This is a genomic window from Actinoplanes sp. NPDC049265, assembly GCF_043197135.1.
GTDB lineage: Bacteria > Actinomycetota > Actinomycetes > Mycobacteriales > Micromonosporaceae > Actinoplanes.
In genome coordinates, this window is the sequence record NZ_JBICSP010000016.1 from 45,155 (window position 1) to 58,527 (window position 13,373).

Genomic DNA, 13,373 nt, shown 5'->3' on the forward strand with positions numbered 1-13,373 from the left:
ACTAGCAAGATATGTCTGGTCTGTCCATTTTCAACCTAAACATCGGCTTACCGACAATTTCGTCATAGTCCCCGGCCGGATTCAACTGTCCAGCTGCCGGCGCATCTTGGCCAGCGCCCGCGTCAGCAGCCGGGAAACATGCATCTGGGAGACGCCGATCTGCTCGGCGATCTCCTGCTGGGTCCGGTTGCCGTAGAAACGCAGCGCGATGATCCTCTGCTCGCGCTCGCTCAGGGCGGCCAGAGCGGGAACCAGGGCCACGCGGGCCTCGGCCAGCTCGTACCCGTGATCGATCTGACCCAGAGTCTCGCTCAGCTCGCTGCCACCCGCCGCCGTGACCGGTGTGGACAGGCTGGTCGCCTGATAGGCGTTCGCGCCCTCCAGGCCCTCCAGCACCTCCTCCTCGGTCACCTCCAGGTGGGCCGCGACGTCAGCGACCGTGGGGGAGCGTCCCAGGCTGTTGGTGAGGTCGTTGTTCGCGGCGGTGATGGCCAGCCGCAGCTCCTGCAGGCGGCGCGGCACCTTGATCGACCAGGTGCGGTCGCGGAAATGGCGGCGCAGCTCACCGAGGATCGTCGGGATGGCGAAGCCGGCGAACTCCACGCCGCGGCCGGGTTCGTACCGGTCGACCGCCTTGATCAGGCCGACGATCGCGACCTGGCCGAGGTCGTCACCCGGCTCGCCGCGTCCGCCGTAGCGGCCGGCCAGGCGCCGCGCCATCGGCACCCACGCCTCGATCGTCCGCTCGCGCAGCGCGGGCCGCGACGGGTGACCGGGCGGCAACGCGGCCAGGGCGGCGATCAACTCACCGGCGTGCTCGGCCGAGTCGGGCTCGGCGGCGGCATTCCGGCCGAGCGACAGGGCGGCGGCGTTTCTGGCGCGCGGCGGGCCTTGGGTCTCGGGTCGCGTCGAGGCGGGGGTGGCGACAACCGTCACGGGTCAGGCTCCTTCGGGTCCGGCCGCCGTCGAGCTCTCGGCGGCGCGTACCCATATTTCCCAAAAGGGACAAAAGCCTAAACCTGCGGTGGGGTACGCCGTAAAGGTGTAACCACCGGGTCCGGTGGCCGCCCCGCCGCGGCGCGCATGCCGTTGAGGTAGCCGTCGGTCTCCCGCTGCTCGCCGTACTCCGTGGTCAGCGTGGCCAGCCGATCGCCCAGCGCGGCGAGGTCCTCGCGCAGCCCCGCGACCACCTCGGCCGGCACCTCGGCCGGCGGGGTCTCCATCCGGCTCAGAATCTGGTCGCGCGAGTAGACGATCAACACCGCCAGCCAGGCCAGCACGAACAGTCCGGTGACGACAGAGGCGATCGCCAGGCCACCCAGGTCCGGGGGCGGCGGCATTCGCCCGTCCTGTCCCGGCCCGCCCGGCGGTGGTCCCTTGGGCAGTCCGACCAGGAGCGTGATGACGAGAGCACCGGTCGCCGCGATGGCCGCGACGATCGAGACGATCAGCAGCTTGCTCATCTGCAGGTGAAGTCCGCCCGACGCGGGCCGGCGCTCGCCGCGGTCCGGGATATTCATGTTGCTGACCTTAGTTGCCATCCCGCGCAGGAGAAGAAGCCGATCGTGCCATCAGGCCGATCGGCGACGGCGCAGGACCTTCCGGTACGGGTCGATCATCCGATCGAGGACGGTGGCCAGGGCAACGCGGTCGGCCGCCGGCACCGGGGAGTCGTCGGCCAGAATCAGACCAAGCTCGTGTACGAGCGGGTGCGCCGCGGCGATCGGCGGCGGTTCGTCGCTCACCCGGTTCGGGTAGGCCGCAACGACGATCTCGTGGATCGAACGGCCCAGCACCGGCGCGATTCGCTCGATCGACCGGATGGTCGGGCGCTGCTCGCCGCTGAGCCAGCGCAACACGACCGAGGGATCGGTGCCGACCGCCCGCGCGAAGTGGGTGGGCGTCGGGAAGTGTGCCGCGTGGATCGCTTCCTTGAGGTACGGACCGAACCCCGATGGCGGCGGAGCGTCAGTGGCCATGCCGAAAGCATAGGCCGACGGATTGGTTGAAGAACAAAGCGCTGCTAGCATCATTGTCTCTAGAACCAATGATGTACGGCCGAGAGGGTGTGCCTCTTGAAGGAGTCAGTAATTCTGTCCATTGTCGTCCTTGTGGGCGTGGTGGTCTTCTTCTTCCTGCGCCGTCGTCCCGGCGGCCCCGCCGGCGCCCGCCTGGCGTCCGTCGCGTCCCCGCCCACGCCCCAGGACAGCGGCGCCGAACAGCTGGCGGCCACCCCGCCGCCGCCGCCGCCGGTGGTGCTGCCTCCCTCGGTGCCGCCTCCGCCGGTTTCCTCGGTTCTGCCGCCGGTGATCGTGTCCCCGCCGCCGGTTGACCCGGGCCCTCGGCCGGAAACGATCCGCGCCGTGACAGCGCGCGCCGGGAACAACGCCGGTTCCGGACGGTACGGCGGCCCGGCGGCCCGCCGCGCCCAGGACCCTGGAGTCTCCCGCCCCCGAACCTCCGCCCGCGGCCGCCGTTAAGCGCCCGGCATCTCTCCCGGCAGTTCCCCGCGCCTCGCCCGCTGCCTCTCCGGCGGTTCCCGACGCCTCGCCCGCTGCCTCTCCGGCGGTTCCCGCTGCCTCGCCTGGCGGTTCCCGGCGCCTCGCCCGGCGGTTCCCGGCGCCTCGCCCGGCGCCTTCCGGCAGTTCCCGGCACTTGCCCTGGCGGCTCACCTGGCGGTTCCCGGCACTTGACCTGGCGACTCTCTCGGCAGCGGGACGGCCGGGTCGAAGGGTCCGGCCGTTCGACCGAACCGTCCTGGTCGACCGCGACCGAACTCCCCGGCGTAATTTCTGGCATTATGTCCAAGTTGTTCGCTGCCGAACATGGGGAGGCGACATGGGAACAACACAGATCGTCGTCCACGTCGGTGCCGAGCCGGACGATGCGATCCGCCGGCTCGCCTCGACACCCGGGCTCCAGGTCGAGCCGGGCCGTGGCCCCACCTACCGCGTCACGAAATGCCGCCGCCCACGTTGGGTCGCGCGCACCCGTACCTGCGTCATCGCCCTGAACGGCGACGAGACCGCGACCCTGTCCGGCGACCTCGCCCCCACCGTGGCCGAGCTGCTGAAACAGGCCATCGCCGCGCCTCCACCCCCGGCTGCGGCCGACAGTCGACTGACGGCCGGGGCCGACGAGCAGCTGCCGGTCGCGCTCGACGGGCAGCCGCCGGCCCCGGCCGACGAGCAGCCGCCGGTCGTGGCTGACGGGCAACCGCCGGTCGTGGCTGACAAGCAGCTGCCGACCCCGGCTGACAAGCGACTGTCGGTTCCGGCCGGCGAGCAATTGCCGGTCGTGACCTTTGACGATGGTCGGCGGCTCACCCTCGACCGAGCGCTGCTCCTGGGCCGGGATCCCGCCGCCGAGCCCGGCACGCTCGCCGTCCGCATCGACGACCCGGACCGTTCCGTCTCCAAAACCCATTGCGCTGCCGGCATCCAGGCCGACGGCACCGCCTGGGTCGCCGACCGGTACTCGGCCAACGGCACCTGCATCATCGACATCGCCGGCACCGTCTACGCCTGCCCACCCGGCGTCGCCGTCGAAATCCCGCCCGGCGCGACCGTCCACTTCGGCGAGCGTTCTTTCACGGTGGCCGCCGGCCGCTGACCCTCAACCACCTGATCATGCAGGTCAGCGTCGGTCGCGGATCGATGAGGGCGAAACTTCCGGTAAGTGACCGCATCTCGGCGCGTCAGTCCTGGCAATGGCGCTACGGCAACCCGCTGCAGCGCGGTCGTGCAGCAATAGCGCTACAGCAAAGCTGCTACAGCGGGACCGCGTGGCCGCAACCGCGGCGGCGTGGAGGTGATGCGGCGGCGTGGAGGGGCGGCGGCGGGAGGGCGTCAGCGGTCGGAGATCGGGCGGAACTCGGAGCCGGCGGTGCGACGGGCGTTGCGGCGGGCCATGTCGGTCTCGCGCCAGTCGTCGGGGATCTGGTCGATGAAGAACTTCTGCACCGCGGTCAGCTCGCCGCCGGCCGCGAGCCGTTTCTGGGTGGTGATCCACCGCCGGGTGGTCGTGCGGGCGCGTTGGGCGCGGGCCCGCAACGTCGGATCCATCGGATCGTCGTAAGGCTTCAGGCTGCCGATCAGATCAAGAGCGGCCGAGTAGGCGACCCGCCAGGCTAACGGAAGGTCCGACGTGTTAAGAGCCATCCAGTGTTGACTTCTTTCAGTAATGCGACCGGCGGGAGGCCGGGCGAGCCCCATCGGGAGGATTCCCGGGGCCAAACCGGCTAAACGATAAATCTTACCTACCCGCCAGTTTTTCCATCTCGCGCATGGTCACAAAGAACAGCCGGTCAGACCAGGCTGCGAAGCTTGCGGGCGGTCAGCCGGCGCCGGCCCGTTCCGATATCACGACCGGCGAGGCGATCTGAGGTCAGCCCGGTTGCCCGGACCATGCTGTGCAAGTTTCGAACCTTTTCCGGATGGGCAGCGGCGCGGCCGTCGCGAACCATGCCGAACAGGGACCGGGAGGCCTCGTCGTAGCCCTGGCGGTAGGCGGCGTCACGCGTTTCGCCATGGCGGTACCACTGGTGAATGCGACCGAGCGCGTAGGTGGCCGACACCATGATTCCCAAGGTGATGATCGCGATGATGATGCCGTTTCCTGGAGCAACCATTTCTCACCTGCTGAGTCAGTCGGATGCCGTCATGAATTGTGTGCGGAGTGGCGACCCTGAGGCGGGGCGAACTGACGAGTGACGGGCATTCGATCAGCGGCCGAGGACGATTGGGGGCGTCCCGTGAAACGCTCGTTGGTGAGAGGGTTCGTCGTTTGCTGCATGCTGCGGGCGGCCAACGGGAACAGCGACTCCGAGGCGTGGTTGTAACCCTCCCGGAAGGCCGAGTCGCGTTCCATGCTCTGCCTGTACCACTGATGGACCCGGCCGCCCAGATAGGAGCAGAAAATCAGGGTCAGTATGGCAATGGCGACCTGCAGAAGGCTGACTTGGTGAGCCGTCACGGGGGATCTCCAGGGAGTTTTCGGTAACACGCACGGAATGTCGGCGGTTTAGGAAAGACCCCTGCTACGGGAGGCAGGGGTCTTTCCCGTGCAAAACCAGAATCTGTGACCTTGCGTGTCGTGTTGCCGCCGGCAGCGCTGCCGGTTGCGGGCACACACGGCTTCGTTAATACCGTCTCCGATCATCCGTGTTCGCTATCAACAGGAACTCGGCGATGCCTACGTCGGATCTCGGCCTCAGATGTGAGCTGTGCTGCCCGGCTGTCCCGGCCGGGATCGGACGGCTGGCTGAACCCGAAAGCGTGAAACATGTGCTCCTGATCGATCGCCGTTCGCCGCTGGACGAAAACATCTCCGCAGGTCAGCGCAGTGTTGGCCGAGTCCTGCGGACGTGACGGGCAACAGGGTGGCGGCTCGCCGACAGCGACCCGAAACAGCCCCGAAAACGACGGATGGCTCCCACACCGTGGGGGCCATCCGGTTGCCGGGGTGCGGCTGCCCCCACAGCACGTCCACCGCGGCCGAGTGGTCAGCCGTGCTCGGCCAGGCGGGAGCCCAGCTCAGCGTCGGGCTGGTGGTGCTCGGCGGCCGGTGCGGTGGCCGGCGGGGGAGCGTCGGCGGCGCCGTCCGTCCCGCCGTACTCGTGGAAAGCCCAAGCGGTACCGGCATTGACCAGCACCGTGGCCAGGATGGATACGCGTAGGGTCATTTTTATGCGGTGGTCGAGGCCCGACCATCGCCGGGTGAACGACGACTTCGTCAAGGCGGTACCTCCTGGCCAGTCGGCAAAAACGCTCGGTAAGAAAGCGCTGCCCTGCGAAACTCGGTGAACCCGCGCACAGCGATGGGCGTCACCGTCGAAAAGACTGGACGAGGATGCGAACCCGTGCGGGTGAAGTCGCCGGAAATCAGGAATCGGCCAGGCCGGCGAGCTTTTCCCGCACGTCACCGGCCTCGGCGTGGTTCAGCTCGGTCAGGATGTCGAGGGCGCGCTGCCAAGTCGTACGCGCCCGTGGTTGGTCTTTGGCCGCAACCCACGTCTCACCGATGCGGGTCAGCGTGTCCGCCTCGAAATAGCGGTCGCCTAGGTCGTGCGCCATCGCCAGCGCGTGCTCGTAGCAGTCCACCGCCTCGGCGAACCGGCCCAGATGATGGTTGGCGAAGCCGAGACTGTCCCAGCTGGACGCCTCACCCCAACGGTCGCCGATCTCGCGGTGGATCTCCCGCGCCCGGGTGCACGCCTCCAGCGCGGCCTCGTGGTCACCGATCAGACACTGGTCCCAGCCGACCGAGTTCAGCGCGTCGGCCACGCCCTGCCGGTTGCCGGCCTGCTCGAACAGTGCCAGCGCCAGCTGGTCGTGCCGCAGGGCACCGGCGAGATCGCCGCGTGCCTCGGCCAGCCAGCCCAGCCCGCGATGGGTGTGCGCCTGCCCGACCGCGTCGCCGCGCTCGGAGAAAAGCGCGAGGGCCCGGCCCAGGTGGGCCTCGGCGTCGGCGTGCCGCTTCAGGCGGTTGTCGACCCGGCCCAGGCTGAGGTACGCGTGAGCCGCCGCGTTGCTGTCCTCAGCGGTGTCGACGGCGACCCGCCACGCGTGCACGCGGTCGTGCCAGAACCCGTTGAAATGCAGGAAGTTGTCCAGGCACCAGGCCAGCTGCCACGCCTCGCGCCGGCGCCCGGTCTCGGCCGCCCGCGCCTGCAACGCCAGCAGCACCCGGTGCTCCTGCTCGAACCAGTCCTTGGCCGGCGGCGCCGCCCCGGTGGCCACCGCGGCGTCGGAGACGGGGAACGGGATCGGGTCGCGGACCGGGTCGAGCTGCCGGTCGGCGGCGTAGGCGGTGCCGATGAAGAAGGCGTACAGCCGGTCCATCGCGTCCGGTTCGTCGGCCAGCTCCGCGGCGTACGCGCGCAAAAGGTCGTGCAACACGAACCGGCCGGGCTGATGCTCGGTGGTCAGACTGGCCGCCGACAGTTCGTCCAGCAGCGGCAACGCGTCTCCGCCGATGAGCGCGTCCGCCGCCGCGACCGAAACATCCGGGCCCGGGTGTACGCCGAGCAGCCGGAACAGCCGCGCCGCGGCCGGACTCAACGCCCGGTACGACCAGGAGAACACCACCCGCACCTGGGTCAGCGGGTCACCGGCGTCGAGCGTGTCCCACGGCTGGGCGGCCAGGTCGTCGACCAGCGCTCGCAGCGTCCCACCGGACTGCAGGGCTCGGGCCGCGGCGATGCTCAGCGCCAGCGGCAACCGCGCGCACCGCTCGATGATCTGCTCGACCGCGGCCGGCTCGGCGGCCACCCGATCGTGGCCGAGGCGGCGTTCCAGCAGGCCCCGCGCCTCGTCGCCGGTCATCAGGTCGAGCGTCACCGGCGTGGCCCCCTCGGCGGCGACCAGCGAGGTCAGCCAGTTGCGGCTGGTCACCAGCGTGAACGTGGACGGCGCACCGGGCAGCAGCGGGCGCACCTGCTCCGGGTCGCGGGCATTGTCCAGCAGCACCAGCATCCGCCGGTCGGCCAGCAGGCTGCGGTAGAGGGCGGCCATCGCGGCCCGGTCGTCGGGAATCTCGTCGGCCTTCGTACCCAGCGCGCCCAGGAACTGCCGCAACGCCACCGCCGGGTCGAGCGCCTGGCCGTCCGGGTCGAAGCCATTCAGGTTGACATAGAGCTGACCGTCCGGGAACCGCTCGGCCACCCGATGTGCCCAGTGCACGGCCAGCGCGGTCTTGCCGATTCCGGCCGTACCCGAGATCGCCGAGATGACACCCACCGTGCCGGTCAGCGCGTCGAGGGTCTCGAGTGCGTCGGCCCGGCCGGTGAAACCGGCCACCGGCGCCGGCAGCTGCCGGATCGGCGTCAGCGACTCGCCGGCCGTCGCCGGAGCCCCGCCGGCCTGCAGCGTAGCCACGTGAATGGACTGGAGTTCGGCCCCCGGATCGGTGCCCAGCTCGTCCCGCAACCGCCCCTGGATCTCGGCGAAACAGGCCAGCGCCTCGGCCGTCCGCCCGGTCGACGACAGCGTCCGCATCAGTGCCGCCGCCAGAGGCTCGGCCAGCGGAAACTCGTCGAGCAGGGTGCGGATCGCGGGAATGTCGTCGGCGTCGTCCCCGGCCGCACGCGCCCACCCCACGGCCGCGTCCAGCCGATGCTGCCGCCACGTCACCCGGACGTTGTCGGCCCACCGCCCGCGGATGCCGGCCAGCGGCTCCCCACGCCACAGGTCGAGCGCCTCCCGCAGCTGCCGGCGGTCGGCCGGCGCCGTGGTCAGCCGCCGGAACCGGTGCAGATCGATCAGATCAGGATCGAGATCAAGGACATATCCCGCCGTACGCCGGACCAGCGCGTTCTCGGTGTCGAGAGCGGCCCGCAGCCGGGTGATGTGCGAATACAGCACCGACTGGGCACCCTTGGGCGGCTCGTCATCCCACACCCGATCGATCAGCGTCGCGGCCGACACCGGGCGCCCCACGTCGACGGCAAGCGCCGCCAGCACCGCGCGGGACTGCGGGCGCCGCATCTCGACGGGCTCGCCGGCGGTCACGATCTCGACCGGGCCCAGGAGCCGTACCTCAACCATCGACGCCAGTCTACTGAGGCCGGTCCGGGCCGGTGCGATCGACGTCAAGAAAACGGCAAGGTTCAACGAAGAGGCTGTACGGGCCGACACCCGACCCTCGAGGATCAGGGCTTCCCGGCCCGGTCCCCGTTTCCGGGCTCCGGACCCGGATCCGAGTCGCGGGGGAGGCCGGTGGCTGGCGGGCCACCGGCCTGACGTCGACTGGACGTCCCGGCACTGGACCAGCCGGCCCCGCGGTCACGATCGGGCGACGTGACCGCGGGACCGGTTGTCGTTTCGACGACTTTTGAGGGGTGATGTTCGTGCAGCCGCTTTGGGGCGGGGACGCGACGGACACCGAGTGGTCGTGGGGTGTCGTGATGGTCCGCTGGGGCCGCGTGTGGGGCGGCCGGGTCCGGCCGCCGATCCGGGCGTGGGCGATCTGGAGCTGAATCTCAGCGGTCGTCCTCGTCGGCCGGCCGCTCCATGTCCATCAGGCTGCGCGGCCTCCGAACCCGCTCGTGCTCCGGCTTCCGCTGAGCCGGGATCAGCCGCGTGGTCGGATCGGCACCCGGATCGGGCCGTTCCTGCTCCACGATGGACCGCGAGCGGCTCTCGCCCGCGACCCCGTCCACTGGCTCAGCCATCACTGTCGCGTGCCGCAGCAGCGTGGTGTTCTCGTCGCTGACCAGCCCGTTCAGCGCAGTCGTTTCGCCTTCGTCGCTGCTTGTCGTGTTCAGCGTGGTCGTTTCGCCTTCGTCGCTGCTTGTCGTGTTCAGCGTGGTCGTTTCGCCTTCGTCGCTGCTCGTCGTGTTCAGCGTGGTCGTTTCGCCTTCGTTACCGCCCGACCTGCGCAGTGCGGTCGTTTCGCCTTCGTCGCCGCCGGACCCGTTCAGCGCGGTCGTCTCCGCGTCGCGCTCTTCTCCGGTGCGCTGCCGAGGGAGAAGCGTCGTCGGTTCGTCGCCACTGCCGCGGGCCAGGACGGTTGTTTGTTCGTCGCGGCCGGTCGCGCGCGGGTCGCCCGAGAAGGCCGTTGTCTGTTCGTCGCGGCTGGTCGTGCGCGGGTCGCCGGTGTCGCGGCGGAGGGCGGTCGTCTCTCCGTCGGAGTCGCGGCGGAGGGGCAGCTTGATGATCTGGGTCTCTTCACCGTGGCTGCGGGCTTCGGCGGCCGCGCGCTCGGCGAAGGCCTTCCGGGCCCGCTCCAGCGCCGCGCGGTCCTTGAACGCCTGCCGGGCCTTCTCCTGGGCCGCCTTGTCGCGAGCCTCCTGCTCGGCGGCCCGGGCCTTGGCCGCCTGCTGGGCGGCCTGCTGCGCGTTGACCGGCTCCAGCAGATAGATCACCTGCGTCTGTTCCCCGGGCCCGTCGAGGTAGGTCTTGCCCCCACCCCGGAAGTCCCGAGTCGGCCCGGCCCCCACCTCCCGATCCCGGGGAAGCCGGATGACCTGCGTCTTCGTCCCATCGTCGTCGGTCGGCGTCGCCACCGACACGGTGGTCTCCTTGCCGTCCCTGTGCACGTCGACGGTGGGCACCTCGTCGTCGACGCCGGCTTCTTCCTCACCGTCTTCTGGCTCGTCAGAGTCGGCTCCCGACCTGTCGGCGTCCGTGGCGAGCGTCGGTTCGTTGGCGTCCGTGGCGAGCGTCGGCGGTTCGGCGTCCGCGGTGGCTGCCGGTTCGTCGGCGTCTGCGGCGAGCGTCGGCGGTTCGGCGTCCGCGGTGGCTGCCGGTTCGTCGGCGTCTGCGGCGAGCGTCGGCGGTTCAGCGTCCGCGGTGACTGCCGGGTCGTCGGCGTCCGTATCGAGCGTCGGCTCGTCGGCTGTGGCGGTCGCATCCGGATGGTCTGCGGGGATGGCGTCGGTTTTGTCCCGGTCGGCCGGGATGGGCTCGGTCGGCTGGTGGGACGCGGTCAGTTCCTCGGCCGAGTGTTCTTCGGAGACGCCGGCGTGGTTCGTGACGAAGACCCTGGTCGTCTGGCTCTCGGGGGTCTCCTCGCCGGCGATGACGACGGTCGGTTCGCCGGCGGGTTCGTCCGCGCTGTCGGGCTTGATGAACGGACGAACCTTGCTCGCCGCCGCCGGTGTGGGGGATTCGTCGGAGATGGGGGCGTGGCGTGGCGCGGAGGCCGGGGAGCGGGGTGCGGAAGGCGAGGGGCCGGGGGAGCGCGCCACGGAAGGCTCTGGGTCGGGGGAGCGCGGCGCGGAAGGCGGAGGCGTGGGGGACTGGGGTGCGGAAGGCGCGGGGGCGGGGGAGCGCGGCGCGGAAGGCGGAGGCGCGGAGGAACGGGCAGGGGAAGGTGCGGGGGGTGGGGGAGTGAACGCTTGGGGCGGGGCGAAGTAGGCGTTGGGCTGGGCGGGGAAGACGGTGGTGGGCTCGTCGCCCTCGGTCAGGTGGGGTGCGGGGGGCGGGCTGGTGTGCGTACCCAGGAAGGGGAATCTGAAGGGCTCGTGGCGGGACCAGCGCCGGGCGTTGAGGGCGGTCGCCAGCAAGGGGACCGCCAGCAGGGCGGCCAGCGCGGGACCGGGGCGGTAGAGATCTCCGTCGGGCCAGGTCGCGGGCGAGATCAGCACCCACGCGGACGCGGCCAGGAAGAGCAGGCCGGCCAGGGCGGGGCCGGCCGGTGAGATCGGCGCCACGAGCAGGAACGCGTACAGGGCGCCGGCCGCGAGGAGCCAGCCGGTGGGTTGGGGGCGCGTCACGCCGGCCGCGCACAGCGCCCATACTGCGGGAGCGAGGACGACGGCGTACAAAATCGACCGGATGTGGCGCACGTCGCGGACGCTACCTGCACTGATTGGCTGCTCAACACCGGCTGATTCGTCATTAAGGTGAAGCACATGACGGGTGCGGTGTTATGGAGTCCTCCGGCCGACGTACGCGAAACGTCACGCATCGGGCACTACCTGAAATGGTTGCGTGACGAGCGTGGGCTGGAGTTCGCGGATTACGACGGTCTCTACGCGTGGTCGGTGACCGACCTGGACGGCTTCTGGCGGTCGGTGTGGGACTACTTCGAGGTGATCGCCCACGATCAGCCCACCGATACCCTCCCGAATCGCACTATGCCGGGCGCCGAATGGTTTCCGGGGGCGACGCTCAACTATGCCGAGCATGTGCTGCGGATGCCGGGGCTGGCCGACGACGATCCGGTCGTCCTGGCGTACTCGCAGACCCGGAGCGCGACCACCCTCACTGCCGCGCAGCTGCGCGAGGAGGTCCGGCGGGTCCGAGCGGGGCTGAAAGGTCTGGGCGTGACCAAGGGGGACCGGGTCGCGGCTTATGCCCCGAACATCCCCGAGACCTACGTGCTGTTCCTGGCCACGGCCAGCCTCGGCGCGATCTTCTCGTCGTGCGCGCCGGAGTTCGGCACCCGTAGCGTCACCGACCGCTGGCGCCAGATCGAACCCAAGGTGCTGGTGGCGGTGGACGGTTACCGCTACGGCGACAAGGACATCGACCGGCGGTCCGAGCTGGCGGAGATCAGGGCGGCGCTGCCCTCGGTCGAGCATCTGATCACGATCGGCTACCTGCACGGCGGAGGCGATTTCTCCGAGTTGTCGGGCGATGAGCCGATGAGCTTCGAGGCGGTCCCGTTCAAGCACCCGCTCTACGTGCTCTACAGCTCGGGCACGACCGGCCTGCCCAAACCGATCGTCCACGGGCACGGCGGCATCCTGCTCGAACACCTGAAAATGCTCGCCCTGCACCACGACCTCGGGCCGGGCGACCGCTTCTTCTGGTTCACCACGACCGGCTGGATGATGTGGAACTTCCTGGTCAGCGCACCGGCGGTGGGCGCGGCGACAGTGATGTTCGACGGCAATCCGGGCTACCCCGACCTGACCACCCTGTGGCAGCTGCCCGACCTCACCTATTTCGGCACGTCCGCGCCGTTCCTGATGGCGTGCCGGAAGGCGGGCGTCGAGGTGCCGGCCAACCGATTGAAGGCGGTCGGCTCGACCGGCGCCCCGTTGCCGCCGGAGGGCTTCGACTGGGTGTACGAGCACGTCGGCAAGGACCTGCAACTCCAGTCGCTGTCCGGCGGCACCGACGTGTGCACCGGCTTCGTCGGCGGGGTGCCGCTGCTGCCCGTGGTGGCCGGCGTGATCTCGTGCCGGGCGCTCGGATCCCGGGTCGAGGCGTACGACCCGACGGGCACCCCGGTCATCGGTGAGCTAGGCGAACTCGTGATCACCGCGCCGATGCCGAGCATGCCGGTCGGGTTCTGGGGCGACACCGACGGCAGCCGCTACCGGGAGGCGTACTTCGACGTCTTCCCGGGCGTCTGGCGGCACGGCGACTGGATCACGATCGGAGCCGACGGCAGCTGTGTGATCACTGGCCGTTCGGACGCGACGCTCAACCGGGGCGGGGTCCGGCTGGGCACGTCCGAGTTCTATTCGGTGGTCGAGAACATCGACGCGATCGTCGACTCGGTCGTCGTCCACCTCGACCGGGTCGACGAGCTGCTGCTCTTCGTGGTGCTGGCCGAGGGCCGCGAGCTGGACGAAGAGCTGCGCGGCCAGATCCGGCGCGAGCTGCGTGCCGCGCTGTCGCCGCGGCACGTCCCGGACGAGATTCACCAGGTACGCGCGGTGCCACGCACCCTGTCGGCCAAGAAGCTCGAGGTCCCGGTCAAGAGAATCTTGACGGGTACGCCGGTGGAGTCGGCTGCGGCCAAGGGCGCCCTGGCCAATCCCGAGTCGCTGGTGGAGTTCGAGTCATTCGCCCGGTCACGCGAGCAGTAGTTCGCGACGCCGTTGGGGGCGCGGTCACGCGAGCAGTAGTTCGCGACGCCGTTGGGGGCGCGGTCACGCGAGCAGTAGTTCGCGACGCCGTTGAGGGCGCGGTCGC

12 protein-coding genes are annotated in these 13,373 nt (G+C 70.2%); 4 read left to right on the forward strand and 8 right to left on the reverse strand.

The features are described from left to right. Window positions 1-81 precede the first annotated feature (81 nt). The 3 genes from ACGFIO_RS31625 to ACGFIO_RS31635 all read right to left on the reverse strand — a co-directional run bounded on the left by ACGFIO_RS31625 (window position 82) and on the right by ACGFIO_RS31635 (window position 1,979). A complete protein-coding gene (locus ACGFIO_RS31625) occupies window positions 82-861 on the reverse strand; it encodes a SigB/SigF/SigG family RNA polymerase sigma factor (protein ID WP_392832036.1) in 780 nt (259 codons plus the stop codon). 152 nt (window positions 862-1,013) lie between these two features. Next, entirely contained in the window at window positions 1,014-1,520 is a 507-nt protein-coding gene (locus ACGFIO_RS31630) for a hypothetical protein (protein ID WP_392831672.1), read from the reverse strand. A 51-nt stretch (window positions 1,521-1,571) separates the two neighbouring features. Further along, complete coding sequence (locus ACGFIO_RS31635) at window positions 1,572-1,979, reverse strand: helix-turn-helix domain-containing protein (protein ID WP_392831675.1); 408 nt, start codon at window positions 1,977-1,979, stop codon at window positions 1,572-1,574. 96 nt (window positions 1,980-2,075) lie between these two features. On the opposite strand from ACGFIO_RS31635, the gene ACGFIO_RS31640 reads away from it, so the two are divergent. Continuing rightward, window positions 2,076-2,480 (forward strand): hypothetical protein, encoded by a 405-nt coding sequence (locus ACGFIO_RS31640; RefSeq protein ID WP_392831676.1) that lies wholly within the window; start codon window positions 2,076-2,078, stop codon window positions 2,478-2,480. A 358-nt stretch (window positions 2,481-2,838) separates the two neighbouring features. Continuing rightward, window positions 2,839-3,612, forward strand: a complete 774-nt coding sequence (locus ACGFIO_RS31645; RefSeq protein ID WP_392831678.1) for a hypothetical protein — start codon at window positions 2,839-2,841, stop codon at window positions 3,610-3,612. A 236-nt stretch (window positions 3,613-3,848) separates the two neighbouring features. Here ACGFIO_RS31645 and ACGFIO_RS31650 read toward each other — a convergent pair whose 3' ends face one another. From ACGFIO_RS31650 to ACGFIO_RS31665, 4 genes are all read right to left on the reverse strand, one after another. Next, window positions 3,849-4,160: a hypothetical protein gene (locus ACGFIO_RS31650; protein WP_392831681.1), complete on the reverse strand. Its 312-nt coding sequence runs from the start codon at window positions 4,158-4,160 to the stop codon at window positions 3,849-3,851. A gap of 146 nt (window positions 4,161-4,306) precedes the next feature. Further along, on the reverse strand, window positions 4,307-4,630 hold the full coding sequence (locus ACGFIO_RS31655; RefSeq protein WP_392831684.1) for a hypothetical protein: 324 nt from the start codon (window positions 4,628-4,630) through the stop codon (window positions 4,307-4,309). Window positions 4,631-5,503: 873 nt separating this feature from the next. Beyond that, window positions 5,504-5,683 carry a hypothetical protein gene (locus ACGFIO_RS31660; protein WP_392831687.1) on the reverse strand — a complete coding sequence of 60 codons (180 nt, stop codon included), beginning with the start codon at window positions 5,681-5,683 and terminating at the stop codon, window positions 5,504-5,506. 199 nt (window positions 5,684-5,882) lie between these two features. Further along, on the reverse strand, window positions 5,883-8,546 hold the full coding sequence (locus tag ACGFIO_RS31665) for a tetratricopeptide repeat protein (protein ID WP_392831688.1): 2,664 nt from the start codon (window positions 8,544-8,546) through the stop codon (window positions 5,883-5,885). A gap of 302 nt (window positions 8,547-8,848) precedes the next feature. Here ACGFIO_RS31665 and ACGFIO_RS31670 point away from each other — a divergent pair, with 302 nt between their 5' ends. Then, a complete protein-coding gene (locus ACGFIO_RS31670) occupies window positions 8,849-8,977 on the forward strand; it encodes a hypothetical protein (protein ID WP_392831689.1) in 129 nt (42 codons plus the stop codon). Between the two features lie 3 nt (window positions 8,978-8,980). Here ACGFIO_RS31670 and ACGFIO_RS31675 read toward each other — a convergent pair whose 3' ends face one another. Further along, window positions 8,981-10,690, reverse strand: coding sequence for a hypothetical protein (locus ACGFIO_RS31675; protein WP_392831691.1), 1,710 nt, complete (start codon window positions 10,688-10,690; stop codon window positions 8,981-8,983). A gap of 666 nt (window positions 10,691-11,356) precedes the next feature. Here ACGFIO_RS31675 and ACGFIO_RS31680 point away from each other — a divergent pair. After that, entirely contained in the window at window positions 11,357-13,267 is a 1,911-nt protein-coding gene (locus ACGFIO_RS31680; protein ID WP_392831693.1) for an acetoacetate--CoA ligase, read from the forward strand. Window positions 13,268-13,373 lie beyond the last annotated feature (106 nt).